This is a genomic window from Microbacterium sp. Leaf288 (genome assembly GCF_001422925.1).
Classification (GTDB): Bacteria; Actinomycetota; Actinomycetes; order Actinomycetales; family Microbacteriaceae; genus Microbacterium.
The window spans coordinates 44,845-69,458 of the sequence record NZ_LMNI01000010.1 but is presented as its reverse complement, the minus strand read 5'-3'; the positions used below and the strand labels follow the sequence as shown (position 1 = coordinate 69,458).

At 71.3% G+C, this 24,614-nt stretch carries 24 protein-coding genes; 9 read left to right on the top strand and 15 right to left on the bottom strand.

Annotation, left to right across the window (positions count from 1 at the left end; genetic code table 11):
* Positions 1–16 precede the first annotated feature (16 nt).
* The gene (locus ASF40_RS04465) at positions 17–448 is read left to right on the top strand and encodes a DUF1294 domain-containing protein (RefSeq protein ID WP_082496875.1); all 432 of its coding nucleotides are present in this window, start codon (positions 17–19) and stop codon (positions 446–448) included.
* Positions 449–452: 4 nt separating this feature from the next.
* On the opposite strand, the gene ASF40_RS04460 is transcribed toward ASF40_RS04465, so the two are convergent.
* Positions 453–1,250, bottom strand: a complete 798-nt coding sequence (locus ASF40_RS04460) for a glycosyltransferase family 2 protein (protein WP_056367048.1) — start codon at positions 1,248–1,250, stop codon at positions 453–455.
* 50 nt (positions 1,251–1,300) lie between these two features.
* On the opposite strand from ASF40_RS04460, the gene ASF40_RS04455 reads away from it, so the two are divergent.
* A complete protein-coding gene (locus ASF40_RS04455; protein ID WP_056367047.1) occupies positions 1,301–1,888 on the top strand; it encodes a GNAT family N-acetyltransferase in 588 nt (195 codons plus the stop codon).
* Between the two features lie 115 nt (positions 1,889–2,003).
* Positions 2,004–3,926 carry a glycoside hydrolase family 55 protein gene (locus ASF40_RS04450; protein WP_235560135.1) on the top strand — a complete coding sequence of 641 codons (1,923 nt, stop codon included), beginning with the start codon at positions 2,004–2,006 and terminating at the stop codon, positions 3,924–3,926.
* 75 nt (positions 3,927–4,001) lie between these two features.
* Here ASF40_RS04450 and ASF40_RS04445 read toward each other — a convergent pair whose 3' ends face one another.
* Positions 4,002–4,994, bottom strand: a complete 993-nt coding sequence (locus ASF40_RS04445; protein WP_056367046.1) for an aldo/keto reductase — start codon at positions 4,992–4,994, stop codon at positions 4,002–4,004.
* 149 nt (positions 4,995–5,143) lie between these two features.
* Here ASF40_RS04445 and ASF40_RS04440 point away from each other — a divergent pair, with 149 nt between their 5' ends.
* A complete protein-coding gene (locus ASF40_RS04440) occupies positions 5,144–6,232 on the top strand; it encodes an FUSC family protein (RefSeq protein WP_056367045.1) in 1,089 nt (362 codons plus the stop codon).
* A gap of 32 nt (positions 6,233–6,264) precedes the next feature.
* Here the strand turns inward: ASF40_RS04440 and ASF40_RS04435 are convergent, their stop codons facing one another.
* A complete protein-coding gene (locus ASF40_RS04435; RefSeq protein ID WP_082496874.1) occupies positions 6,265–7,230 on the bottom strand; it encodes a L,D-transpeptidase in 966 nt (321 codons plus the stop codon).
* Between the two features lie 165 nt (positions 7,231–7,395).
* Here ASF40_RS04435 and ASF40_RS04430 point away from each other — a divergent pair, with 165 nt between their 5' ends.
* Positions 7,396–8,124 carry an NADPH-dependent F420 reductase gene (locus ASF40_RS04430; RefSeq protein ID WP_235560134.1) on the top strand — a complete coding sequence of 243 codons (729 nt, stop codon included), beginning with the start codon at positions 7,396–7,398 and terminating at the stop codon, positions 8,122–8,124.
* Positions 8,125–8,220: 96 nt separating this feature from the next.
* Here the strand turns inward: ASF40_RS04430 and ASF40_RS04425 are convergent, their stop codons facing one another.
* The 7 genes from ASF40_RS04425 to ASF40_RS04395 all read right to left on the bottom strand — a co-directional run bounded on the left by ASF40_RS04425 (position 8,221) and on the right by ASF40_RS04395 (position 15,486).
* On the bottom strand, positions 8,221–8,622 hold the full coding sequence (locus ASF40_RS04425) for a DUF2809 domain-containing protein (protein WP_056367044.1): 402 nt from the start codon (positions 8,620–8,622) through the stop codon (positions 8,221–8,223).
* Positions 8,619–9,188: a mismatch-specific DNA-glycosylase gene (locus ASF40_RS04420; protein ID WP_056367043.1), complete on the bottom strand. Its 570-nt coding sequence runs from the start codon at positions 9,186–9,188 to the stop codon at positions 8,619–8,621. Before ASF40_RS04420 ends, ASF40_RS04425 begins: the two co-directional genes overlap by 4 nt.
* Before the next feature lie 45 nt (positions 9,189–9,233).
* On the bottom strand, positions 9,234–9,722 hold the full coding sequence (locus ASF40_RS21335) for a hypothetical protein (RefSeq protein WP_200919431.1): 489 nt from the start codon (positions 9,720–9,722) through the stop codon (positions 9,234–9,236).
* An 89-nt stretch (positions 9,723–9,811) separates the two neighbouring features.
* A complete protein-coding gene (gene speB, locus ASF40_RS04410; RefSeq protein WP_056367042.1) occupies positions 9,812–10,777 on the bottom strand; it encodes an agmatinase in 966 nt (321 codons plus the stop codon).
* Complete coding sequence (locus tag ASF40_RS04405) at positions 10,774–12,438, bottom strand: thiamine pyrophosphate-binding protein (protein WP_056367041.1); 1,665 nt, start codon at positions 12,436–12,438, stop codon at positions 10,774–10,776. The genes speB and ASF40_RS04405 overlap by 4 nt, the downstream gene beginning before the upstream one ends.
* A complete protein-coding gene (locus ASF40_RS04400) occupies positions 12,435–14,123 on the bottom strand; it encodes an amidohydrolase (RefSeq protein ID WP_056367040.1) in 1,689 nt (562 codons plus the stop codon). Before ASF40_RS04400 ends, ASF40_RS04405 begins: the two co-directional genes overlap by 4 nt.
* Positions 14,124–14,163: 40 nt before the next feature.
* Entirely contained in the window at positions 14,164–15,486 is a 1,323-nt protein-coding gene (locus ASF40_RS04395) for an MFS transporter (protein ID WP_056367039.1), read from the bottom strand.
* A 219-nt stretch (positions 15,487–15,705) separates the two neighbouring features.
* Here ASF40_RS04395 and ASF40_RS04390 point away from each other — a divergent pair, with 219 nt between their 5' ends.
* Complete coding sequence (locus tag ASF40_RS04390; protein ID WP_056367038.1) at positions 15,706–16,632, top strand: Lrp/AsnC family transcriptional regulator; 927 nt, start codon at positions 15,706–15,708, stop codon at positions 16,630–16,632.
* A 226-nt stretch (positions 16,633–16,858) separates the two neighbouring features.
* Here ASF40_RS04390 and ASF40_RS04385 read toward each other — a convergent pair whose 3' ends face one another.
* The 5 genes from ASF40_RS04385 to ASF40_RS04365 form a co-directional block, all read right to left on the bottom strand.
* Positions 16,859–17,566 carry a lipoate--protein ligase family protein gene (locus ASF40_RS04385; protein WP_056367037.1) on the bottom strand — a complete coding sequence of 236 codons (708 nt, stop codon included), beginning with the start codon at positions 17,564–17,566 and terminating at the stop codon, positions 16,859–16,861.
* Between the two features lie 37 nt (positions 17,567–17,603).
* The gene (locus ASF40_RS04380) at positions 17,604–19,103 is read right to left on the bottom strand and encodes a multicopper oxidase family protein (protein WP_056367036.1); all 1,500 of its coding nucleotides are present in this window, start codon (positions 19,101–19,103) and stop codon (positions 17,604–17,606) included.
* 52 nt (positions 19,104–19,155) lie between these two features.
* Positions 19,156–19,632 (bottom strand): hypothetical protein, encoded by a 477-nt coding sequence (locus ASF40_RS04375; RefSeq protein ID WP_056367035.1) that lies wholly within the window; start codon positions 19,630–19,632, stop codon positions 19,156–19,158.
* 109 nt (positions 19,633–19,741) lie between these two features.
* Positions 19,742–20,458 carry a hypothetical protein gene (locus ASF40_RS04370; protein WP_056367034.1) on the bottom strand — a complete coding sequence of 239 codons (717 nt, stop codon included), beginning with the start codon at positions 20,456–20,458 and terminating at the stop codon, positions 19,742–19,744.
* Positions 20,459–20,646: 188 nt separating this feature from the next.
* Entirely contained in the window at positions 20,647–21,867 is a 1,221-nt protein-coding gene (locus ASF40_RS04365) for a globin domain-containing protein (RefSeq protein WP_056367033.1), read from the bottom strand.
* Positions 21,868–21,999: 132 nt separating this feature from the next.
* Between ASF40_RS04365 and ASF40_RS04360 the strand changes: the two genes are divergently transcribed.
* The 3 genes from ASF40_RS04360 (at position 22,000) to ASF40_RS04350 (ending at position 24,580) form a co-directional block, all read left to right on the top strand.
* Positions 22,000–22,611 carry a helix-turn-helix domain-containing protein gene (locus tag ASF40_RS04360; RefSeq protein WP_056367032.1) on the top strand — a complete coding sequence of 204 codons (612 nt, stop codon included), beginning with the start codon at positions 22,000–22,002 and terminating at the stop codon, positions 22,609–22,611.
* A 66-nt stretch (positions 22,612–22,677) separates the two neighbouring features.
* Positions 22,678–23,166 (top strand): adenosine-specific kinase, encoded by a 489-nt coding sequence (locus ASF40_RS04355; RefSeq protein WP_056367031.1) that lies wholly within the window; start codon positions 22,678–22,680, stop codon positions 23,164–23,166.
* An 85-nt stretch (positions 23,167–23,251) separates the two neighbouring features.
* Positions 23,252–24,580 (top strand): flavin monoamine oxidase family protein, encoded by a 1,329-nt coding sequence (locus ASF40_RS04350; RefSeq protein WP_056367030.1) that lies wholly within the window; start codon positions 23,252–23,254, stop codon positions 24,578–24,580.
* Positions 24,581–24,614 lie beyond the last annotated feature (34 nt).

The following is a 24,614-nucleotide window of genomic DNA, read 5'->3' as shown; positions in this document are numbered from 1 at the left end:
CCATAGGATCGAGCGCATGCCCAACCCGCGACCAGGCGCTCCCCTTGCCACGCCGGAGCGCCCGGGGCGCGACCTCTCGAAGCCGCTCCCCGCAGCGCTCAGCTGGATCACGCTGATCGTCTTCGCCGGCGCCTTCGCGGGTGCGTACTTCGTGTTCCAGCTCGCGTGGTGGGTGCCGGCGCTGTACGGCGCCGCGAGCGTCGTCGCGTTCGCGGCCTACGGCATCGACAAGGCGGCCGCACGCCGCCAGGCGAACCGCATCTCGGAGCAGACGCTCCTCATCCTCGGGCTCATCGGCGGCTGGCCGGGCGCGCTCGTGGCGCAGCAGGTGTTCCGCCACAAGACCCGCAAGCGGTCGTTCCGGCGTGCGTTCTGGGGCACGGTCGGCGTGAACGTCCTTGTGCTCGCGGCTTACGTTTACCTGACGGCCCCGGCTCTCGGCAGCTGACCCGTCAGCGCCCGTACTCGGGCGCCCAGTCGTCGCCGTCGGGCACCCATTCGCCCGAGGAGGACGCCACCCGCGACGGCTCGGAGCGGTGCCACCGGGCACCTTCGGGCCAGCTCACGGCGAAGGTCGACGCGACGCGGAACACCCGTCGCGACAGACCGGACACGGTCTGCACCGGACGTGCCGACACGGGCATGCGCAGCTGCGGGTCGTAGCGGACGCCGTCGGACGAGCGCAGCCGGATCGTCAGGTCGAGGTCGTCGTGGATGCGCGCGTTGCCGCGGTCGACCTGGTCGCGCACGCGCTCCCACACGCGCGTGCGCATCGCGAAGTTCGATCCGAACACGAGCGGGATGCCGAGCCACTTCTTGATCCAGTAATGGCCGCCGCCGATGTACCAGCGCTCGCCCAGGTAGTTCTGGATCGGTGTTCCGCCGTAGAACTCGGCGCCGCCGGTCAGCACTCCCAGGGTGGGGTCCGCGACGAAGGCGCGCACGAGCCGCGCGATCCAATCCGGGTGCGGCCTCGAGTCCGCGTCCAGCCGGGCGATGATGTCGGCGTGTTCGAGCGCCGCGTCGTAGCCGCGGGACACGGCCGGCCAGATGCCGATCGACGGCTCATATGCCAGCACGGCGTCGTACGCGTGGGCGACGGCGGCGGAGGCATCCGTGCTGGCGTTGTCGACGACGATCACGACGTCGGGCCGATGCGTCTGCGCGGCCAGTGCGGCCAGGCACGCGTCGAGATAACCCGCGTCATTCCGGCACGGAATGACCACGGCGACACGAGGGGCGAGGGTCACAAGCCACACGATACTCCCGGGCTGTCGGACGACGGCGATACCCTGCCCACATGAACGGACTGCGCTTCGTTCCGGCGAACGAGGCCTCGTGGGACGACCTGCAGGCCATTCTCACGGGCGCCGCGGGGCGGTGCCAATGCCAGCGCCAGCGGCTCGGCGACCACGACTGGTGGCGCATGCCCGAGTCGGAACGTGCCGCGATCCTGCGCGCCGAGGCGCACTGCGACGACCCGCGCGCGACCGAGACGATCGGCATCGTCGCCTACGACGGCGACGAGCCCGTCGCCTGGTGCGCGGTCGACCGGCGAGGAGTCTTCGGGCGGGTCCGCGGCTCGCCCGTACCGTGGCAGGGGCGCGACGAAGACCCCGACGACGAGTCGGTCTGGGCGATCGCGTGCGTCGTCGTGCGCAAGGGCCACCGAGGCGAAGGACTGACGTACCCGCTCATCGCGGCCGCGGCCGAGCACGCCCGCGCACGCGGCGCGGCGGCGGTCGAGGGGTATCCGATGCTGACCGGCGGCAAGAAGGTCATCTGGGACGAACTCAGCGTCGGGCCGGTCGGGCCCTTCCTGGCCGCGGGGTTCCGCGAGGTCACGCATCCCACGAAGCGACGCCTCGTGATGCGCCTCGACTTCTGAAACGACTCAGCAAGCGCTCGCCGAAAACTGCCCCTTGAGACCGCTCCCACGGTTGGTTACAGTCCGGTAAGTAATCGGCATCCCGCCGGCTCTACCTCAACGGAGAGGACTCCCCATGCCCGCCCCCGTTTCACGCCTCGCGGCGCCGGACGCACGATCGGGCCGACGTGCCCGCGTCGCACGCGTCGGCGCACTGGCGACCGGCACCGCCCTCGTCGCGAGCGCGCTGCTGGCCACCCCGGCCGTGGCGGCGCCGCCGCGCGCGGTCGACCCGTTCCACCCGGACTTCGGCCCGAACGTCACGATCTACTCCCCCGACACTCCCGTCGACCAGATCCAGGCCGACCTCGACGCGCTGCACGCGCAGCAGGTCGACGCCGAGATGAGCACCACCCGTCAGGCGGTGTACTTCCTGCCCGGCCAGTACGGCTCGACCGCCGACCCGCTGCAGGTGAAGGTCGGCTACTACACCGAGGTCGCCGGGCTCGGCGCCTCGCCCGAGGACGTCACCGTCCACGGCGCCGTCGAGGTCTACAACCGCTGCCTCGCCGACGGCGGCACGGGCAACTGCCTCGCGCTCGTGAACTTCTGGCGCACGATCTCGAACCTGTCGATCGACATCGACAAGGCCGGTCAGGACGGATGCCGCGCCAGCGCCGAGTTCTGGGCGGTCTCGCAGGCCGTCTCGATGCGGCGCCTCGACATCTCGGGCGGCAACCTGTCGCTCATGGACTACTGCACCGCCGGGCCGCAGTACGCCAGTGGCGGCTTCATCGCCGATTCGCGGCTGCCGTTCGTGATCAACGGCTCGCAGCAGCAGTGGCTGATCCGCAACAGCGAGGTCGCCGGGTGGTCGAACGCCGTCTGGAACCAGGTGTTCTCGGGAGTCGTCGGCGCGCCCGACGACGCCGGCTTCCCGAACCCGCCGTACACGACGGTCGACGAGACACCGGTCAGCCGCGAGAAGCCGTACCTGTACGTCGACGACGACGGCCGCTTCAACGTGCGCGTGCCCGCGGCACAGCGCGACACGAGCGGGATCAGCTGGGGCGCGGGTGAGACCGCGGGGCGCAGCATCCCGATCACCGATTTCTACATCGCGACCCCGTCTGACTCGGTCAAGGACATCAACAACGCACTCGCACGCGGGCAGCACCTCATCCTCACGCCGGGCATCTACGACGTCGCCCAGTCGATCCAGGTCAAGCGCGCGAACACCGTCGTGCTCGGGCTCGGTCACGCGACGCTCACCGCGGTGAACGGCGCGGTGCCGCTCGAGGTGAAGGACGCCGACGGCATCGTCGTCGCGGGCGTCACGATCGACGCGGGCACCGAGCTGTCGCCCGTACTGCTGCGCGTCGGCAACCCCAACGGCGGCAAGAAGCTCGATGCGCAGAACCCCATCACGCTGAGCGACGTGTATTTCCGCGTCGGCGGCCCGCACGTCGGCAAGACGACGACCGCGCTCGAGGTCAACGCCGACGACGTGCTCATCGACCACACCTGGGTGTGGCGCGGCGACCACGGCGTCGAGGGCTTCGACCCGAACAACGGCGTGAACGGCGACACCCAGCGGTGGAACACCAACACCGGCACCAACGGCGTCATCGTGAACGGTGACGACGTGACCGCGACGGGTCTGTTCGTCGAGCACTTCCAGACGTACAACACGCTCTGGAACGGCGAGAACGGCCGCGTCATCCTGTACCAGAACGAGCTGCCCTACGACCCGCCCACGCAGGCCGACTGGACGCAGCCGAACGGCACGCTCGGATACCCCGGCTACAAGGTGGCCGACCACGTCAAGAACCATGAGCTCGACGGCGCCGGCGTGTACGTGTTCAACCAGAACAACCCGTCGATCCTCACGACCAACGGGTTCGAGGTGCCTGAGACGCCCGGCGTGAAGCTGCACCACATCATGACGGTGAACCTGTCGGCCGGCACGGTCCAGCACGTCGTGAACGGCGTCGGCGGCCAGGCCGACGGCACCAACACGGGAACCCCGCAGTTCGTGGTGGACTACCCCACCCCGTAAAGACCCCCCGGAAACGGATGCCTCGGCCCGGCGCGCTGCGCGGGGCCGAGGCATCCGTGATTCAAGGGCTGCGGGTCACCAGTGCGGGTGGATCGCCGCGCGGAGGTCACGGTCGTAGACGTCGCGCACGGCCCGGTCGAACGCGGCGAGGTCGAAGCCACCCTCGAGGAGGGCGGCCGCCGCGGCGTTGGACTCGGCCTGCCGCACGTTGCGCGCGCCGGGGATGACGCTCGTGACGCCCGGCCGCGACGCGATCCACGCGAGGGTCGCGGCGGGCAGCGACACCCCGTCAGGCAGGGCGGCGGCAAGCTCGGCCGCTGCCGCGACACCCGTCTCGAAGTCGACGCCCGAGAACGTCTCGCCACGGTCGAACGCCTCGCCGTGACGGTTGTACGTGCGGTGATCGTCGGAGGCGAACGTCGTGGTCGCGGTGTACCTGCCCGACAGCAGGCCCGATGCGAGCGGCACGCGCGCGAAGATCGCGACGCCGGCGGCCTCGGCGGCCGGGAGCACCTCGTCGAGCGGCTTGAGGCGGAACGGGTTGAAGATGATCTGCACGTTCGTCACGTTCGGGCGGGCGATCGCCGCGAGCGCCTGCGCCGTCGTCTCGACCGAGACGCCGTACGCCGCGATCGCACCGCCGGCGACGAGCGCGTCGAGGGCGTCGAACGTGGCGTCGTCCTCGATGACCGCGGTCGGCGGGCAGTGCAGCTGCACCAGGTCGAGCGTGTCGACGCCGAGGTTCGCGCGGGAGCGGTCTGTCCACGCGCGGAAGTTCTCGGGCGAGTAGTTCTCGGGCTCCTGCGCGAGGCGCCGGCCCATCTTCGTCGCGACCGTGATGCCGTGGCCGGGCCGGGCGGCGAGGAACCGGCCGATGATCGACTCGCTCCGCCCGTCGCCGTAGACATCGGCGGTGTCGAAGAGGGTGACGCCTTCGTCGACGGATGCTGCGAGCACCGCGGTCGCGTCCTCCTCGGTGACCGCGCCCCAGTCGGCGCCGAGCTGCCAGGTGCCGAGGCCGATCGCCGAGACCGAGCGTCCGGTGCGGCCGAGTGCGCGCTGCTGCATGAGGATCCTCCGGGGTGGGGCGGGGTCGGATTCCAGCATCCCACCATGGGTCGCGAAGAGGGCGACGCACGCGATATGCGCGTCGCGCAAGGCCGATGGCGCGGCACCGTGCGAGGTCTATGGTGGCTGGCGGATGGAGGGAGGTGCCGATGAGCTCGGAGGAGGCACCGCGGCTCCGGCGCGCCGTCTCGTACACCGCGCGCCTCGCCCAGCAGCCGAGGCTGCTGCTGGCGATCAAGACATCGCTCGCGGCCGTGCTGGCGTGGTACCTCGCGCCGCTCATTCCCTACCTCGACGACCAGTACTCGTACTACGCGCCGCTCGGCGCGCTCGTCACCATGTACCCGACGATCGCCCGCTCAGCAAGGGTGGGCTTCCAGGTGCTGATCGGCCTCGCCGTCGGCATCGGGCTGGGGCTCTCGGGCGTCGTCGCGCTGCGTCTCGGCGTGCCGGGCGGCGTGGTGCTGGGCACGGTGATCGGCGTCGGCGTGCTGCTGGGCGGGCTGCGACTGCTCGGCGACGGCGGGGACTGGGCCCCACTGGCCGCACTGTTCGTGCTCCTCATCGGGGGCGCCACCGACCCCGAGGAGTTCTCGATCTCGTACCTCGGGACGACCGCATTCGGGGTGATCGTCGGCATCGCGGTCAACCTCATCGTCGTGCCGCCGCTCTACCTGCGCAGGGCGGGCGAACGGCTCTCGGCGCTGCGCGACACCGTCACCCGGGTGCTGGACGACGCGGCGGACGCCGTGGCCGAGGATCGCATTCGCGCCGACCGGTTCGAGTCGGCGCTGCGCACCCTCGCCGAGACACGCGAGACCGTCACCGCGGAGGTCGACGAAGCGGACGAGAGCGCTCGGGCGAATCCGCGTCGCCGCCGCCACCGGGGCGAACGCGAGGAGAACTCGCGCCGCATGAGGGCGCTCGACCGTACGGCCTTCCTCACCCAGGAGCTCATCGATCTCCTGCTCGAGCTGCAGGCCGCCGACGATGCGTCGCTCGCAGAGGAGGTGCGCGACGAGCTCGCCGGCGCGATCAGGAGGACCGCCGACCTCGTGGCGACGCCGCTCGGCGATGCGGACGCGCAGGCCCGGCTCCGCGCGGCGGGCGAAGCGCTGGCGGGCTACCAGCGTGCGCTCGGCACGCCCCGGCCGGGGACGCGCGCCGAGATCGCGACCGGCGCGGCGCTCGAGCTGTGCCTGCGGCGCATCATCGACGTGTCCCGCTCCTTCGTGTGAAGCGGGCCCGTCACCGCGGCGCGGCGGGCGGGTTACGGGTTGACGATGACCGGGGTGCCGAGCGGGAGCTCGGAGAGCTTCGTGATCGCGTTCGGGTCGACGCGGAGGCATCCGTTCGAAATCGGTCCGGAGCGGTCGTCGTGGTAGTGGAAGGCCGTGACCGCGACATCCGCTCCCCCGAAGCCGTCGAGGGTCGGCGACTGCACTGACAGGTACACGATGGGGTGGCCGCGCGTGTACGCGTACTCGGGCACCACGCGGGTCGTCATGATGAACGCGCGCCCGAGCGGGGTCGGCGTGCGGTCGGTGCCCCACGCGAAGTCCGACGCGATGCGCTCGGGCACGCCCGCGCGGACGATGTCGATCGTGCGGCCCGAGATGCTCACGACGACGCTCGTGTCGGTCGGGGCGAGGTCGACGTCGGCCTTGCGCATCCACCCGGCCGTCTGGGCCGGGTTGCCCTGCGAAGGGACGGCCTGGCGTCCGGTGAGCAGGACCTTGACCCAGTTCTCCTGTTCCTCGACCACGGGGACCGAGGTGCCGTCGTACGGGAACTCGTGCGGGAGGTACGCCACCGGCTCGGCGGTGGGATCGGCCCACACCGGGGCGCCGATGCCCTTTGCGACCGCGTGCGCGGGCAGCGGGGCGGTGAACGCGGCGTCATCGACGGGCAACGCCGGGATGACGGCGAAGACGCTGATCTGCGGCAGGGTCGACACGTCGTACGACGCCGTGTTCGCGGCGAACCCCGTGGGGGTGGGCGTCGGGGTCGGCGTGGGTGTGGGTGTGCGAGTCGGGGTGGGTGTGGAGGTGGCGGTCGGGGTCGGCGTAGGCGCGGCCTCCGTGGCGGGCGGACGCAGAAGCCAGGCGACAGTCAGTGCGCCGGCGAGGAGCGCCGCGGCGAGCGCGACGATCACCCAGACGTTGAGTCGGCGCTTGCGCGGCGCGACAATATCCGGCTCGACCGCTGCCGGGCCGTCGGTCTCGGCATCCCCCATTCCCCCATGGTCGGTCGCGAGGGCGGATGCCGCAACCTGACGCCGACACCCGGATGCGTCAAGACCAGCCGTTGTCGAACCAGCTGTGCCACAGGGCGCCGTCGTTGCCGCGGCCCACGATGTCGAGCCGGCGCGGACCCCACGAGCCGGGCTAGCCTGATTCGCGTGGGTGAGCTGACGCGCACGGGGATCACGGATGCTGCCGCGCCGCCCCGCATCCGCACGCTCGGCATCATCGGCGCCGGGCGGGTGGGGCAGGTGCTGGCCCGCCTCGCGATCGCCGCCGGTTACCGCGTGCTCGTCGCCGGGTCGGGCGACCCGGCGCGGATCGCCGGGACGATCCGGGCCGCGGCTGCCGGCGCGGTCGCGGTCGAGGCATCCGTCGTCGCACGCGACGCCGATGCGATCGTGCTCGCGCTGCCGCTCCCCCAGCACCACACGCTGCCCGCCGACGCTCTGCGAGGGAAGCTCGTGATCGACGCGATGAACTACTGGTGGGAGGTCGACGGGCTGCGAGCCGACTTCGGCGACCTGCGCACCACGACGAGCGAGACGGTGCAGCGGTTCCTGCCCGAGTCCCGGGTCGTGAAGGCGTTCAACCACATGGGCTACCGCGACCTCGACGAGGAGGGGCGCCCGGTCGGGTCGTCGGGGCGGAAGGCGATCGCAGTGGCGGGCGACTCCACGTCGGATGTCGAGGTCGTGATGCGGCTCGTCGACGACCTCGGCTTCGACCCGGTGCTCGCAGGCCCCCTCGCGGCCGGGATCATGCTCGAGCCGGGTGCCGAGGCTTTCGGCGCCGACGTCGACGCCACCGAGCTCCGCGCAATGCTCGACCGCTTCCCGACGTCGCAGCGCGGGATCGTGGTGGCCCGCGCCCGCGCCGCCGGCTGACCCCGGCTGCCTCCTCCCACAGGTCAACCGGGGTTCTACAGGAGAAGCGCGCGGCAATTGGTCCGGTAGAGGCCCGGTTGACCTGTTGAGGCGGGGTCAGCTGCCAGGAGCCTCGGCCGCACGCCGGACTCTGCGGATCCCGGCATCGACCGCGGTCGCGAGAATGATCGTCGCGACGTAGACCAGGAGGTCGCGGGCGTCGAAGACCGTTCCGAGCACCAGCATCGCGGGGGCGAACTGCGCGCCCCAGGCGAGCGGGAGACCGGTGAGCTGGAACAGCTCGACCGCCACGCACCATGCGGCGGCGATCGCGCCCGTGGCGAGTGCGGGAAGGCGCGGGGCGATGAGCACCACCGCCAGGTACGCCGCGACGGCGTAGAGGGCGTCGCCGGCGATGTCGGTCGCCACCGTATCGGGCAGCACACCGTGCACGAGCAGCCCGGCGACGACCGTGGCAAAGAGAAGCAGCGCGGCGACGAGCCGACGAGTGCGGGTCACGAGATCACGCCGGCGGCTCGGGCGGGCTCCGCATAAGCGTCGGCGAGCGTCGCCACCGTCATGTGGGCGTTCAGGCCGCTCGGGTTGGGCACCACCCACAGCGCGCCACCGCCGAGCTCGTGGGGTTGCCGGCCCGCCACCGCCCGAGGCCGCGCGAAGCCCTGCCGGTAGGCGGTGAGGCCGAGGATCGCGACCACCGCCGGCTTCCACCCGGCGACATCGCGGGCCAGCCGCTCCGCGCCCTCGCTCAGCTCCGTCCGCGAGAGCTCGTCCGCACGCGCGGTGGCGCGACGCACGATGCTCGAGATGCCGATGCCCGCGTCGAGCAGCATGCGCCGATCTTCCTCGGCCATGCCGTCGTCGCCGATGCGCGGCATCCGTTCGATGATGCCCGCGGCGAGGAGGGCCGGGTAGAAGCGATTGCCCGGGTACGCGAACGGAACACCTGTGGCGGCCGTCCAGAGACCCGGGTTGATGCCCACGAACACCAGCTTCGGGTGCGTGGGCATGAGATCCGGGATGCTGCGCCCGCGGTACGTCTGCAGTTCGGCGCGCGTGAAACCCATGCGTTCAGTCTCACGCACCCGCGGGCGCAGCCCGGCAACGAGGCGTCAGGTGCGCGCCTGACCCGCCGGCTCGAGGGTGAAGTCGTTCGAGGCCGACCCGTCGGGGCGCGTGCTCTCCTGGAACACGAACTCCAATCCGCGCTCGTCGAAGGCGCGGAACCAGTCGTCCCACGAGACCTCCTTGAGGGCTTCGAGGTCGTTGCCGAAGTCGAAGTCGAGGCGGAGCTCGCCGACGCCGCCGTCCTGTTCCGTGCCTTCGACGGTCGCCGGTGTCGCGTGGCGGTCCTCCGCCCACTGGCGGATCACGTCGTGATCGGTCGTCGCGCTGTGCTCGACGGGCGCGTCATGCTCCACCGCGTCGTGTGACGCGGGTGCGCCGGCATCCGGCACGACGTTCTGCGGGGCGTCGGCCCGAGTGCCGGCGTCGGGGTTCGCCGCCTCGCGCTCGCGCTGCTCTCGGCGCGTGGCCGCGATCGGCTCCTGGGCGCCGGCGTTCTGCTCCGGGGTGTCCATGTGCTCTGCGTGGTCGCTCATGACCGTCCTCCTTCTGGGGTCCTCCCAGCCTGCGGCGGGCAGAACGCCCTGTGGAGGGGCTTGTCACCGGGCATCGTGCACGCTAGGACTCAGCTCCGCGCGGCCTCGATCTGGGCTGCCATGAGGGTGACGAGCTCGTAGAGGACGTGGCTCGCCGCGATCCCGGTGAGCTGTGCGTGGTCGTACGCGGGCGACACCTCGACCACGTCCGCGCCCACGACGTTCAGGTCGCTCAGGGCACGCAGCATCCTGAGCAGTTCCCTGCTCGTCATGCCGCCGGCCTCGGGGGTTCCGGTGCCGGGTGCGTGGGCGGGGTCGAGCACATCGATGTCGATCGAGATGTACAGCGGCCGGTCGCCCACGCGGCGGCGCACACTCTCGATCGCGGTCTCGATGCCGCGCTCCTCGATGTCGACGCTCGACACGATGGAGAAGCCGAGGCGCTCGTCGTCGTCGAGATCCTGCTTCGAGTAGAGCGGTCCGCGCGTGCCGACGTGGCAGCTCGCGGTGAGGTCGATGAGCCCCTCTTCGCTCGCGCGGCGGAACGGCGTGCCGTGCGTGATGGGGGCGCCGAAGTAGGTGTCCCACGTGTCGAGGTGCGCGTCGAAGTGCAGCACCGCGACGGGCCCGTGCTTCTTGTTCACGGCGCGCAGCAGCGGCAGGGCGATCGTGTGGTCGCCGCCCACGGTGACGATGCGGTCGACGCGCTCGCCGAGCGCCGTGGCCGCGGTCTCGATGTCGGCGACGGCCTCGCCGATGTCGAACGGGTTCGCCGGGATGTCGCCGGCGTCGACGACCTGCGCGGCCGCGAATGGCGACACGTCCTGCGCGGGGTTGTACGGGCGCAGCAGCCGCGACGACTCGCGCACATGCGAAGGGCCGAACCGCGCGCCGGGACGGTAGCTGACGCCGGTGTCGAACGGGATTCCGACGATCGCGAGGTCGGCGCGCGGCACCTCCTCGATGCGCGGCAGACGCGCGAAGGTGGCGATCCCCGCGTAGCGAGGGTAGACGGACGCGTCGACGGGTCCGACGGGCTCGTGGTGTTCGGTCATGACTCACCTCTCGGGGTGGACGATTCGGTCGACGGATGCTGCGCCCCGGCGTCCTGCGGGATGTGGACGAGCTGCACGCCTCCGGCGGCGATCGCCTCGGTGATGGCGGGCGCGATGTCATCGGGGCTCGACGCGCGCCGGCCGGTCGCGCCGAACGCGTTCGCGAGGGCGACCCAGTCGGGCTGGACGAGATCCACGCCGACGGGACGGATGCCGCGATCCACCTCGTTCTGCTTGATCTCGGCGTACCCGCCGTTGTCGACGCACACGACGGTGAGGTCGAGGCGCTGCTCGACCGCGGTCACGAGCTCGTTGACGCAGAACATCAGCGCGCCGTCGCCGACCACGGCGACGACGGGCCGGCCGCCCTCGGCGGGCTGGGCGACCCGTGCGCCGATCGCGGCGGGAAGGCCGTAGCCGAGCGTCGCGTAGGTCGGCGTGTAGAGCAGCGAGTGCGGGCATGCCTGACGCAGCACGTTGGCGAGCGCCATGTACACGATCTGCGACGAGTCGCCGGCGACGATCGCGTCGCGCGGGAGGGCTGCGGCGATCGCCTCGGCGAGCGCGACGGTCTCCGGGAGGATCGCCGCGGTCTCGGCGGCGATCGCCTCCCGTTCGGCGGTCACGTCACGGGGAGCGCGAGGCGCGTCGGGAAGCGCGGCGAGGATCTCCTCCACCACGGCGGCGCAGTCCCCCACGATGCCGACGGACGCGTCGAGGTTCTTGTGCAGCTGCGCGGCCGAGATGTCGACACGGATCACCGCGCCGCGCGCCTCGAGCCGCGGGGCCCACAGCTCCGCCTCGCCGAGCTTCGAGCCGAGCACGAGGAGCACGTCCGCGTCCTCGGCGACCCGGCGCGCGGCCTCGAGCCGCAGGTTCGAGCCCAGCGACAGCGGGTGGTGCTCGTCGACGGTGGCCTTGCCGTTGAGGGTCATGAGCACCGGGGCGCCGAGCCGCTCGGCGAGCGCCGTGATCGCCCGGCCGGCGCGCGTGGCGCCGCCGCCGGCGACGATCACCAGGCGCGCGGCATCCGTCAGCAGCTTCACGGCATCACGCACCGCACCCGCGTCACCGCGAACCGGCGCCGGAGCGGGACGAGCTTCGCGTGCCGCCGCCGGCACGTCGGCCGGCGCCTCGAGCACGTCCAGCGGGATCTCGATGTGCACCGGACGGGGGCGCCCGGTGCGGAACAGCGCGAACGCGTCGTGCACCGCGTCGACGGCATCCGTCGCGCTCGTCACGCGGCGCGACCACTCCGCGATCGCGCCGACCATCGCGGTCGCGTCCTTCGTCTCGTGGAGGGTGCCGACGTCGCGGAACTCGGCGCCGAGCGCGACGCCGGGTGAGATCACCAGCAGCGGTCGCGACTCGCAGAACGCCGTGCCGATCGCGCTCATCGCGTTCTGCAGGCCCGGCCCCGAGGTGGTGATGACGACGCCGGGCAGCCCGGTCTGCTGCGCCCAGCCGTCGGCGCCGTAGCCCGAGCCCTGCTCGTGCCGGTTGGTCACCGCGCGCAGGCCGAGGCCTTCGAGCGGGCGGTAGAGCTCGAGATTGTGCGTGCCGGGGATGCCGAACACGGCGGTCACCCCGTAGTTGCGCACGGTCTCGAGCACCGCGCGGCCGGTCGTGTCGGCATACCGCGCCGCGGCGTCGGCGGTCACGTCAGCGCCTCGACACGAGCCATCGCGTACCGGCGCTCTCCGCCGACCCAGGTCTCGAGCACCGGGATCTCGGAGATCTCGGTCGCGTCGACCGTCAGCGGGTCGGCTCCGAGCACTGCGAAGTCGGCGTACTTGCCGGCTTCGAGCGAGCCCAGGTCGTCTTCGCGGCCGAGCGAGACCGCGCCCTCGTACGTGTGGGCGCGCAGCGCCGCATCCGCCGACACCCGGAGGCTGTCGGGACCGAGCTTGTGGCCACGGCGCGTCACACGGGTGACGGCGGTCTGGATCGCCTCGAGCGGGATGGGCTCGGCCACCGGCGCGTCGGACGAGATCGTGAACGGCACCCCCGCCGCCTCGAACTCGCCGAGCGGGTTGAACCGCTCCCCCGGCGTGCCGATCGCCTGCTCGACGCCCTCGCCCCAGTTGAAGTAGTGCTGGGTCTGGTTGACGGGACGGATGCCGGCTGCCGCCATGCGCCGGATCTGCTCCGGCGTCGGCAGCCCGCAGTGCTCGATGCGGTGGCGGGCATCGTCGTCGGGGTGCTCGGCCAGCGCCGCCTCGATCGCCGAGACGACCATCTCGATCGCCGTCGGCGACTGCGCGTGGGTCGCGGTCTGCAGCCCGGCCGCATGCGCCTTGCGGATGAGCGCGGTGTACTCGGCGGGCTCGTGGTACAGCTGGCCGGTGCGGCATGGGTCGCCGACGTAGCCGTCGGGGAAGTACGCCGTCCACCCGCCGAGCGTGCCGTCGGCGTAGAGCTTGATGCCGGCGAAGCTCAGGTGCGCGTTGCCGAACTGGCCGACGAGGCCCATCTCGAGCGCGTCGTCGAGCAGGTGCGACAGCAGGTACATCGAGACCCTGAGCTCCAGGCGCCCGGCCTCGGCGAGCCGCAGGTACATGTCGAACTCGCGCCGCGACACCTGCGCGTCGCCGATCGTGGTGACTCCCCCGGCGAGGAAGCGCTGGGTCGCGACATCCAGCTGCCGAAGGTGCTCCTCCGGCTCGTCGGCGAGGTGGAAGTTCGGGCCGTGGTGGCCGATCTTCACCCCGTGGACCCCGGTGAGCATGTTGCACGCGGCATCCGAGATCTCGCCGGTCAGCTCGCCGTCGGCGTCGCGGAAGATCTCGCCGCCCTCGGGGTTCGGAGTGTCACGGTCGACGTCGTTCAGCTCGAACGTGTACGAATTCACGACACCGCCGTGCCCCGACGCGTTCATGAGGTACACCTCGCGGTCGGTCGCGACCTCGTCGAGCTCGAATCGGGACGGATGCCGCTGCTCGGCGAGGTTGCGATGCTCGTAGCCGTAGCCGCGCACCGGTCGACCCGCGGGGAGCTCGGCCGCCGCGGCCTTCAGCAGCGCCACGATCTCGGGGATGCTGCCCGCCTTCTCGGGACCGCAGTCCACCCATGTCATGAGCTGGCCGTACATGAGCGGGTGGGCGTGCGCGTCGACGAAGCCCGGCACGACGACGGCGTCGCCGAGGTCGACGACCTCGGGGTCCAGGCGGAGGGCGGCCGCAGCATCCCGGCACTGCGCTGTCGTGCCGATCGCGACGATGCGTCCGCGGTCGGTGAGCATCGCGGTGGCGGTGCGGCCCTGCGCGTCGACGGTGTGGATGGCACCGGCGATCACCAGGCGCGGGGCCCGCTGCGCGGGGCGGTCGAAGGGAGCGAGCTTTCTCATGGTGTCCTCGGTTCGAGTTCGAGTGCGGACGGAGCCGTGCTCAGAGGGTGCGGGCAGCCGTGGTGTCGGTGCGCGGCGTGAACGAGTCCGTCACGGGCGCCTCGTCGGAGTGCTGCGGCGCGAGCCAGGTGCAGAGGCCGGCGAGCAGGGCCATTCCGATGAACATGAAGATGACCGACCAGACGCTGCCGGTCCACGCGATGAGCATGGTCGCGAACCAGGGCGAGAAGCCGGCCCAGATCGCCGCTCCGACGCCGTACGACAGGGCGATCGACGTGTAGCGCGCCTGCGGGCGGAACATCTGCGCGAGGATCGCGGCGATGGGCGCGTAGGTGGCGCTCATCGCGATGCGCACGAGCGACGCGAGCAGGAAGATGACGGGCTCGACCTTGCCGGGGAGCACCAGCATGAACGGCACGAACGTCAGCACCGAGGTCACCAGGCCGATGTACATGATGTTCTTGCGGCCCCACTTGTCACCGAGCCACGCGACCGGCAGCGTCACGACGAACTCGATGAACGAGGCGATGGTCATGGCGTCGAGGATGAGCTGCGGGCTCATGCTGATCGGCTCGCCGGTCGCGTACGAGGTCGCGAAGGTGGTGGCCAGGTAGTAGCCGCCGGTCGAGATCGGCAGCAGGCCGATGCCGAGCAGGATCGGCTTCCAGTTGACGCGCAGTGCGAATGCGAGCGGCATGGTCTGCTTGCGGCCCTCGACCTTCTGCTCGAACACCGGCGACTCCTCGACGCGGTACCGCACCCAGAAGCCGACACCCACCAGCACGATGGACAGCAGGAACGGGATGCGCCATCCGCCGTTCATGATGAAGTCCTCGCCGAAGCGCGACATGATCGCGAAGATTCCCGACGCCAGCAGCGCGCCGGCGGGGTTGCCCAGCTGAGTGAAGCCGCCGTAGAACGTCTTCTTGCCGGCCGGAGCGTGCTCGACGCTCATGAGCACGGCGCCGCCCCACTCGCCGCCGACCGCGAGGCCCTGCAGCGCACGCAGCAGGATGAGGAGGATCGGGGCCACGATGCCGATCGCCTCGTAGGTGGGGAGGCAGCCGACCAGCACCGTCGAGACGCCCATCAGGAGGAGCGTGATGACCAGCGACACGCGGCGGCCGAGCTTGTCGCCGATGTGACCGAAGATGATGCCGCCGAGCGGGCGCACGAGGAAGGCCACGGCGAACGTCGCGAAGGCGGCGGCGGTCTCGGCGAGCGGGTCGCCGCTCGGGAAGAAGAGAGGCCCGAACACGAGCGCAGCGGCCGTCGCGTAGACGTAGAAGTCGTACCACTCGATGGTGGTTCCCACGAACGCGGCGATGCCTGCGCGCCGCGCCCTGCTGGTGGTGGAAGTCATGACCGCTCCTTTGCGGATGTATCGGGGATGCGATGAAGGCTAAGGACGAACGGATGCCGCTGGCAAGGGCAGAACTCCAGCCCTGGCTTGAATCTGCTGGCGTTCTGTTCGATCTGTTGCACAGAATCACTTGTCGCGTCCTGTGGACAGGGCTCTAGACTCGGATTCCGCACGCGACGACGTGCGTTCCCGGGAAAATCGACGAATTGGACGATCGCGATGGATTTCGACGCCGAACTCATCCGCGAGCTGCAGGTCGACGGGCGCGCGAGCATCCACACGCTGGCCGGTCGCCTCGGCCAGTCCCGCGCCGCCGTCTCGACCCGGCTCCACGCGATGCTGGCCGACGGCACCGTGCGGGTCGTCGCCGCGGTCGACCCGGTGTTCCTCGGGCAGCATGTGCTGGCGCACGTATCGATCCGCACGCAGGGCGGCGTCGAGCCCGTGGCGCAGCATCTGCGCGGACTCAGCGAGACGGTGCTCGTCTCCGCCGTCGGCGGCGCGTACGACCTCGTGACGGAGGTGCGACTCGGGTCGATGCCGGCGCTGCACGACCTGCTCGCCCAGATCCGGGCGCTGCCCGGCGTCGCCGACATCAACACGCTGATCTACACCGACGTGGTCAAGGGGTTCTTCGTCTCGGAATACCACGGCGACGTCACCATCGACGCGATCGACACCGCGCTGATCGAGCAGCTGCAGCGCGACGGCCGCAAGAGCTACCGGGCGCTCGGCGAGGCCGTGCGGCTCTCCCCCTCGGCGGTGACGACACGCGTGCAGCGGCTCGTCGACGGCGGCGTCATCAAGATCAGCGCCGTCGAGGCGCGCGGGCTCGTGCACCGCCAGCTGTCGATGGGCGTCGGCCTCAACCTCGCGGGCACAGACGACCGCGTGACCGATGCGCTGCGCACGTGGCGCGGCGTGGACTTCGCCGCGCGCACCCTCGGCCGCTTCGACGTGGTGACGACTCTTGTCGAACCGTCCGCCGGCGCGCTGTACGCGAGCCTCGAGCGGATCCGCGAGATCCCCGGCGTCTCGGGCGTCGAGGCGTGGTTCCACCTCGCCGTGCTCAAGGAGGACTACGCCCGCACCCTCCGTCCCGCGGGCGGCGGCATCCCGCAGCCCCTCGGCTCGATCACGGGGTGAGCAGGGGCCGATGATCCCGGATGCTCGGCGCGTTTCGACTGCGGGCGCCAGAGCGCCCTCCGCTCAACGACCGGGGGTTATGGCACCCGGTCATTGAGCGAGCGAGGAACGAGCGAGACGAAGCAAGGAAGGGTGGTTTGGCCGTTGACGTGGCCTTCTCCACCGGTCGTTGAGCGAGCGAGGAACGAGCGAGTCGAAACGGCCCGGACCCGCGAGCAACAGCGATTCACGCGGCGCCGGCGAGCGCGGTGATCAGGGCGTCCTCGACCGTCGATCTCGGCATACGCGGGACCTCGGTGGCCAGGGTGCCGAAGGTCGCCGGGTCCCAGTCGAGCTCGAGGGCCGCGTTCACCGCGAGGAGCACGTCGGTGAACCGATCGACCGCCCCCAGCGGCAGCATCCCGCTCAGCAGCCGTGCGCCCCGCACGGCGCGCTGGGAGGTGCCGATGAGCTTGACCGCTCCTCGGGCGTTGACGCTGAACTCGCCGGGGCAGTACTCGCCCGGCACATCGCCGACGCGGGCGTCTACGCCGAGTCCGCGCAGGGCCGCGGTGAGCGCGTCACCGATCTCGCGGAAGAACCGCGCCTGATCTATCGCTCCTTCGGCCTCGCGCGCGACCACGTCGAAAACGATGCAGCTCTCGTCGTACGCGACGGCGCGCCCGCCCGTCGGGCGGATGGCCGGGGCGAAGCCGCGCTCGTTCGCGGCGGTCCGCGCGACCTCGAATCCCGGCAGCCGGCTCTCGCGCCGGCTCATCGCGACCGTCGGCACGGGCGTGTACACCCGCACCACCCGATGCTGCGCGATGGTCCCGTCGGCGACAGCGCGAAGGAGCTCGACGGAGCGCTCGAGGTCGGTCGCAGCATCCGCTCGCTCCTCCTGCCGGATGACGAGCGCCGGGCCGTTCGGGGGGAGCGGGTCGAGCGAGGTCATGCGCCCACACTCTCACGCGAGGGGCGGGGCCGGGCGTTCACTCCGGGTCGTTGCCGGTGTCTCGCCCGAGGCGGAACGGCGTCGTGACGCCGTGATACGCGACGTGGGTCATGAGCCCCTCCGAGGCGTGAGGGAGATTGTGGCAGTGGTCCATCCAGACGCCGGGGTTGTCGGCCACGAAGGCGACCTCGAACGACTCGCCGTGTGCGACATCGAGGGAGTCCACCCACCACGGGCTGCCCGACGACGGTACGCCGTCACGGGAGAGGACGAGGAGGTGGTGGCCGTGCAGGTGCATCGGATGCCCCTCGCCGCTGCTGTTGGCGATCGTCATGACGACGACATCGCCCTCGTCGACCATGTACATCGGCACCGCGGCCCCCATGCCGCCGTTGATCGTCCACCAGTAGCCGGGGCGACCGTCGAGAAAGCCGGGGAGGCGGCCGATGTCGTAGGCGAAGCGGCGATCCGGCGCTTCGGGGTCGAAGTCGACGTCTGCCGGTTCGCCGTAGGACAGCAGGTCGAGATGCTCCCTCGGCGCTGACGTCTCGTCGGCCTCGACGCCATCGGGGCCGATGGTGACCGAGGCCCCCGGCACCTGCACGCGGGCGGCGCCGCTGTCGGGAACGCGCAGCTCGAGGTCGGCACGGCCGCCTGCGGTGATCTGCACGCTGTGATCGTCGACAGGCGTGGGACCGACCAGGTCGTGCCCATCGACCGCCAGCACCCGGAACGACGACCCGGTCACCCACGCCGACGTGGGCGTGGAGTCGGTGTTCACGAGCCGAACGCGGACGATGTCGCCGGGAGCGGCGTCGTGGTGGGAGTCTCCGAGCGCGCCGCCGATCGTGCGCTGCCCGCCCGGGTAGGTGTGGATCGCCGCGACCAGGTCGACGCCGGCAGTGGTCACGGCGGCGGTTGCGGCATCCGTCTCCGGAGCCGGTTCGAGGATCAGCGCACCGAAGAGGCCGCCGACCACCTGCGGGTGCGACGCCTGGTGCGCGTGGTACCAGAACGTGCCGACCTGCTCGGCGACGAAGCGGTAGGTGAAGCTCTGCCCTGGCATGACGGCGTCCTGCGTGACGCCGGCGACGCCGTCCATCGCGTTGGGGACGTCGACCCCGTGCCAGTGCGCGGTGACACCGGCGGGCACGTCCTCGTTGCGCAGCACCACCTCGACGAGCTGGCCCTCCGTCGCCCGGATGGTCGGGCCCGGCGTGCTGCCGTTGAGGGTGAAGCCGTCGAACGGCTCTCCGCCGTCGAGGCTCACGCGCTCGGCCCGCGCGGTCAGTTCGACGTGAACGTCGGCGAGCCGATCGGGGTCGGCGATCAGGTCGGGCACGGACGTCTCACCGGTTGCGGGCGCGGCCGCTGTGCCGTCGGCGGCGCCTGCATGGGCGTGCGCCGCGGCGTGGGCTTCGGAGCCGGCGCCGCCCCCGAAGTCCGGCACGCCCATGTCGAGCGCCGAGTACGAGCCGGGGAGCACGCTCGCCCACCACATCCAGCCGACGAGCCCGACCGCGACCAGGCCCAGCACAGCGCCGAGCCGGCGGGCGAACCACGCCCACCGGCTCTTCGCTGAGGCGGTCCTAGGCGGAAGCACTGGCGGCAGCGGGCGTGGCGACCGCGTCGGCCTGTGCCGAGACGCGGCGCTTCGAGGCGTTGAGTCCGGCCAGGAGCGCCGCCGTGAACAGCAGCAGCGCGTTCACGCCGTGGAAGAACCCGAGAAGCGGGATGCCGTGACCGAACAGGCCGAGCGTCACCTGGAGGATGACGAGCCCGAGCACGACGGCGGCGAACGCGACGCCCCGCCGGATCTTCGCGAAGAACGACACGATCAGCAGGATCAGCGCGAGCGCCGGGATGACGAACATGCCGTTCATGCCGTGGATCATGAAGCCCATCACCTCGGGGAACGGCGGCGGGCCCTCCTGCGCGGACGCGTCGACGACGCCGCCTTCGGCGATGTACAGGCCGAGCCCGGCCGAGGCCCAGGCGTGCGACGCCGCCTGCAGCGCGACGAGCGCGCAGATGGCGAATGACAGGATGCGGTAGGTGATGCGCATGACAGCTCCTCGATGTCGGGTTCAACGACACGACAGAGCGTCTGGGCCCCCGTCTGATACATCCGCGACACGACGCGGCTGTCCTTCATCGCCTGCCGCGGTGCGCAGATCAGCGTCGCGCCCAGTGCGGAGGCGGGCCCGCGCTCGGGCGGAGCGGCCTGTAGGTCGTCCATACCGTCCGGTAGCGGAACCCGCCGTACAGGACGGCGGAGGCGACGATGGCGAGACCGACCACGACGCCGACGACGACCGCCGCGATCACGGGCGTGCCGAGAGCCGCACAGAGACCGCCGACGAACATGCCCCCGACCGACCCGTTGACGAGGATGCTGAGGATCATCGACGAGCCGAGCACCTGTTCCAGCCCGCCGCGGTAGCGAAGGAACGAGTAGGTCACCATGGATCCGAGTTGGTCGTCGCTGGGTGAGGCGAGGAAATAGCGGGCGGCGGTGGGATCGACGTCGGCGTAGGCGCCGCGGATGCGGTTCATCGCGACCACGTACATGAGGTCCTCTTCGGCGACCGTCATCACGCGCATGAGCGTGAGCAGGCCGACGACCGACAGGAACCCGAGGATGCCGAGCGCCGCCGCGGGGAACCACGACCCGAACCGCGTCGCCTGCCCGAGCAGGCCGATCGTGACGAGGCCCGCCGAGACGAGCGTGAGGTAGATCGTGATGCGCGTGAGCACCTCGCTCTGCGCGGTGCTGCGTGCGGCCAGCAGACCCCAGTGCTCGGTCGCGAGGATCTGCAGCCGGCGCGCGAGCGCGGCGTCGCTCGCGGCCTCGCCCCCGTCGGCCCCGTCCCCGTCGGCCCCCGTCGCCATGGTTCATGGTCCCACCGAGGTCGAGCGGGCGGTAGGCCGCTCCGGCGACGGGCACAGAATCGGAGGTCCCTCGCGACACGCCGGCTGGCAGCATCCGTCCCCGGCGTGTCGGGCGAGACCTCCGATTCTGTGCGCGCGCCAACGGCAACGGCCGGCACCCGCGCGGGTACCGGCCGTCGTCCCCCAGCTCAGGCCGCCGCGCCCTCGGGGTTCTGCGCCCACAGGTCGGGGCCGAAGACCTCATAGTGGATGCGCTCGCTCGGGATGCCGCGCGCGATCAGCGTCGCACGGGAGGTGCGCATGAACGGCAGCGGGCCGCACATGAACACCGTCGCGCCGGCGGGCAGTTCGACGTCGGCGAGGTCCATGAACCCCTCGCGCGCCGGGTGGAGCGTGGGGGCGGTCGCAGCATCCGTCTCGTACCAGTTCTGCGCCTTCGCATCGTCCATCGCGAGCACCTGGCGGCGCAGCGACGAGTAGAGCGCATGCGTGTCGTGCGCGCGGTCGGCGTGGAAGAGGCGCACGGTGCGCTGGGGCTGGCGACGGGAGAGGTCTTCGAGGATCGCGGCGACCGGCGTGATGCCGATGCCTGCCGACACCAGCACGAGGGGCTGCTCGGAATCGTCGAGCACCACGTCGCCGGCCGGCTGCGACACGTCGAGCACCGTGCCCGGCTTCGCGTTCTCGAACAGCCACGTCGACACCTGGCCGTCGGGGGTGTCGCCGACGCCGCGCACGCGCTTGATCGTCACGCGGAGCGAGTCGCCGCGCGGGCCTGACGAGATCGTGTACTGGCGCGGCTGGCGCGAGCCGTCGGGCAGGTCCACCGCGATCGCGACGTACTGCCCGGTGTGGTGCGAGGGCACTTCGCCCGCGACCGGCGCGAGCAGGAGCGAGAAGACGTCGTCGGACTCCTCGAACCGCTCGACCACCCGGTACGAGCGCCACGGCTGCTCGGGGTCGGTGCCGCCCTCGGCGTAGAGCTTCGCCTCCTCGGCGATCAGCGACGTCGCGAACAGCCAGTAGACCTCGTCCCACGCGGACTTCACCTCGGGGGTCACGGCGTCGCCGAGCACCGTCCCCACGGCCGCCAGGAGGTGGTGTCCGACAACGAGATACGAGCGCGCCTGGATGCCGAGCGAGACGTGCTTGTGGGCGATCCGGCGCATCACGGGGGTGAAGTCGGGCGCGTTCGGGTCGATGAGCTGCACCGCGAAGGCGACGACCGACGCGGCGAGCGCCTTCGGCTGCTCCCCCACCGCCTGGTTCGCGCGGTTGAAGACGCGGAGGAGCTCCGGGTGGGCGGCGAACATCGCCGGGTAGAAGACCTTCGTGATCTCCTCGGCATGCTCGGCGACGACACCCGCGGTGGCGCGGACGATGGCTTCGGACTCCGGTGAGAGCTGCATGGGGTTCCTTTCTCGGACCGGACGCGACGGCCTCGACTCTCCTCCGTCCCTGCATCACGCGGCGGGCGTTCCACCGGTTTTATCCGGTCGACCTCTCAGCGCGGGCGGAGACAGCCCTCTTACCCTGGAACCATGCCCCGCCGCGCGCACGACTTCCGCGGACTCACCCAGCCCCGCCGCCTGCAGCTGCTGCAGGCCATTCAGCGCGTGCCCGGACGCCGCGCCGGCGAGCTCGCCTCGGAGTCCGGCATCCCGCTGAACACGGTCCGCGACCATCTGCGCGTGCTGGAGGACGAGGGGCTCATCCGCAGCGAGACGATCCAGGTCGGCGTCCGCGGGCGCCCTCCGGTGGTGTTCCACCCCGTGCGCGAGTCGGCGTCGAGCGACGCGGCGAGCGCGCGCGTCGAGGGCGCCGAGGCGAGGGGACGGATGCTGCGTGCCGTGACCCGCAGCGAGGCTCCGGAGCTTCCCGCCGACGCCGCGCGACAGCTCGACGTGCTGTACGAGCACCTCGACGACGCCGGGCTCGATCCGGCCGTGGACGAGAAGACGCTGTCGTTCGACCTCGCGCCGTGCCGGTACCACGACATGATCGACGAGGACCGCGCCCTGGTGTGCGGCGTGCACGCGCGCCTCGTGCAGGACGTGCTGCTGCACACCGAGGGTCCGCTGGAGCTCGAGCGCCTCGAGCCCTTCGTGACGGCGCACCACTGCCGGCTGCTGCTCACCACACGGCCGGCATAGGGCGCGCAGACCCCCGCGCGGCGAGAAGGCCGGGAGTCTAGGCTGGCGCTGTCGGAGGAGGTTCCCATGACCGTCGACATCGAGGTCGTCCCGCTGGTCAAGCCGGACGACGTGAACGTCATCGTGGGCCAATCGCATTTCATCAAGACCGTCGAGGACCTGCACGAAGCACTCGCCGGGGTCGGCGGAACGCTGCGGTTCGGGGTCGCGTTCTGCGAGGCATCCGGTGCGCGGCTGGTGCGCCGCACGGGCAACGACGACGACCTCGTCGCGCTCGCCGTCGATGCCGCGCTGGCGATCGGCGCGGGCCACGCGTTCGTGATCATGCTGCAGGGCGGCTTCCCGGTGAATGTCCTCAACCAGGTGAAAGCCGTGCCCGAGGTCTGCTCCATTTTCTGTGCGACCGCCAACCCGGTGCAGATACTCGTCGCGGCGACCGACGCCGGGCGCGGCGTCGCGGGTGTCATCGACGGTCAGCCGCCGGTCGGCGTCGAGACCGAGCAGGACGTCGCGGATCGCCGGGATCTGCTGCGCGCCATCGGCTACAAGCTCTGACGCGGCGGCGCCCGTGGATCTGCGATCTGCCGGATGCCGCTAGCGTCGAAGGGCGCGGCGATGCGCCGGCCGGGGAGGATCGCAGATGGATCATTTCGACACGATCGTGGTGGGCGCGGGGGTGGCAGGTCTCACCGCCGCACGCCTCTTGAGAAAGGCCGGCCGTCGTGTCGTCGTGCTCGAGGCCCGCGACCGCGTAGGCGGCCGCGTCTCGACCGACCGCCACTTCCCGGGCACGGTGACCGACATGGGCGCCTCGTGGATCCACGGCATCACCGACTCCCCCGTCGCGGCGGCGGCGGAGGCTTTCGGCATGCGCACCGTCGAGTTCACCGTCGGCGGCTACCAGCCCGACAGCCGCCCGATCGCGTACTACGGACCCGACGGGAAGCGATTGACGGATGCCGCCACCCGGGCGTACATCGACGACATCCACGCCGTCGACGCCACACTGCGGGAGGTCGTCTCCGCCTCGGCTCCCGATGCGTCGTACCGGGATGTGACCGACGCCGCGCTCGCCGCCCAGGGATGGGACGCGGAGCGCACGCAGCGTGTGCGCGAGTACCTCGAGCACCGCTCGGAGGAGCAGTACGGCGCGTGGATCGAGGACCTCGCCGCGCACGGGCTCGACGACGACTCCATCGACGGCGACGAGGTCGTGTTCCCCGACGGGTACGACCGCCTGCCGCGACGGCTCGCCGAGGGACTCGACATCCGTCTCATCCATGTCGTGTCCGCCGTGCAGTGGTCTGCGGAGGGCGTGCTGGTCACGACCGACCACGGGCTGTTCTCCGCCGACACCGCGATCGTCACCGTGCCGGTGGGCGTGCTGCAGTCGGACGACTTCGTGATCGAGCCCGCATTGCCGGAACCCGTCGCGGGCGCGCTGAGCAGGCTCACGATGAATGCGTTCGAGAAGGTGTTCCTGCGGTTTCCGGCGAAGTTCTGGGATGACGGCGTCTACGCGATCCGCCAGCAGGGCCCCGAGAGCCGGTGGTGGCACTCGTGGTACGACCTCACCGCGCTCGACGGCACGCCGACGCTGCTGACCTTCGCGGCCGGCCCGGCGGCGGTCGAGACGTGGGACTGGACCGAGGACGAGATCGTCGAGTCCATCCTCGTGCAGCTGCGGCGCCTGTACGGCGAGCGCGTCGGGACGCCGACCTACGTGCACATCACGGACTGGCAGGACGACCCGTGGTCGCACGGGTCGTACGCCTACATGACGGTCGGGTCGACGACGGCCGACCACGACGACCTCGCGACGCCGATCGGCGGCGTGCTCCACCTCGCCGGCGAGGCGACGTGGACCGACGACCCGGCGACGGTGCCCGCGGCGATGCTCTCCGGCCACCGCGCGGCGGCGAGGGTGCTCGGACGCGACATCGCCATCGAGGAGGCCTGGGCCGACTGACGAGCCCGGTCGATCTTGTGGCGGGGTGCGGGGA

Bases quoted from the DNA above. Each gene is read 5' to 3' on its own strand.
- ASF40_RS04395 (WP_056367039.1), bottom strand. From the start codon at position 15,486: ATGACTTCCACCACCAGCAGGGCGCGGCGCGCAGGCATCGCCGCGTTC.
- ASF40_RS04400 (WP_056367040.1), bottom strand. From the start codon at position 14,123: ATGAGAAAGCTCGCTCCCTTCGACCGCCCCGCGCAGCGGGCCCCGCGC.
- ASF40_RS04435 (WP_082496874.1), bottom strand. From the start codon at position 7,230: ATGGGGGATGCCGAGACCGACGGCCCGGCAGCGGTCGAGCCGGATATT.
- ASF40_RS04375 (WP_056367035.1), bottom strand. From the start codon at position 19,632: ATGCGCATCACCTACCGCATCCTGTCATTCGCCATCTGCGCGCTCGTC.
- ASF40_RS04465 (WP_082496875.1), top strand. From the start codon at position 17: ATGCCCAACCCGCGACCAGGCGCTCCCCTTGCCACGCCGGAGCGCCCG.
- ASF40_RS04350 (WP_056367030.1), top strand. From the start codon at position 23,252: ATGGATCATTTCGACACGATCGTGGTGGGCGCGGGGGTGGCAGGTCTC.
- ASF40_RS21335 (WP_200919431.1), bottom strand. From the start codon at position 9,722: ATGAGCGACCACGCAGAGCACATGGACACCCCGGAGCAGAACGCCGGC.
- ASF40_RS04420 (WP_056367043.1), bottom strand. From the start codon at position 9,188: ATGGGTTTCACGCGCGCCGAACTGCAGACGTACCGCGGGCGCAGCATC.
- ASF40_RS04355 (WP_056367031.1), top strand. From the start codon at position 22,678: ATGACCGTCGACATCGAGGTCGTCCCGCTGGTCAAGCCGGACGACGTG.
- ASF40_RS04450 (WP_235560135.1), top strand. From the start codon at position 2,004: ATGCCCGCCCCCGTTTCACGCCTCGCGGCGCCGGACGCACGATCGGGC.
- ASF40_RS04445 (WP_056367046.1), bottom strand. From the start codon at position 4,994: ATGCAGCAGCGCGCACTCGGCCGCACCGGACGCTCGGTCTCGGCGATC.
- ASF40_RS04455 (WP_056367047.1), top strand. From the start codon at position 1,301: ATGAACGGACTGCGCTTCGTTCCGGCGAACGAGGCCTCGTGGGACGAC.
- ASF40_RS04370 (WP_056367034.1), bottom strand. From the start codon at position 20,458: ATGGCGACGGGGGCCGACGGGGACGGGGCCGACGGGGGCGAGGCCGCG.
- ASF40_RS04440 (WP_056367045.1), top strand. From the start codon at position 5,144: ATGAGCTCGGAGGAGGCACCGCGGCTCCGGCGCGCCGTCTCGTACACC.
- ASF40_RS04365 (WP_056367033.1), bottom strand. From the start codon at position 21,867: ATGCAGCTCTCACCGGAGTCCGAAGCCATCGTCCGCGCCACCGCGGGT.
- speB (WP_056367042.1), bottom strand. From the start codon at position 10,777: ATGACCGAACACCACGAGCCCGTCGGACCCGTCGACGCGTCCGTCTAC.
- ASF40_RS04360 (WP_056367032.1), top strand. From the start codon at position 22,000: ATGCCCCGCCGCGCGCACGACTTCCGCGGACTCACCCAGCCCCGCCGC.
- ASF40_RS04390 (WP_056367038.1), top strand. From the start codon at position 15,706: ATGGATTTCGACGCCGAACTCATCCGCGAGCTGCAGGTCGACGGGCGC.
- ASF40_RS04385 (WP_056367037.1), bottom strand. From the start codon at position 17,566: ATGACCTCGCTCGACCCGCTCCCCCCGAACGGCCCGGCGCTCGTCATC.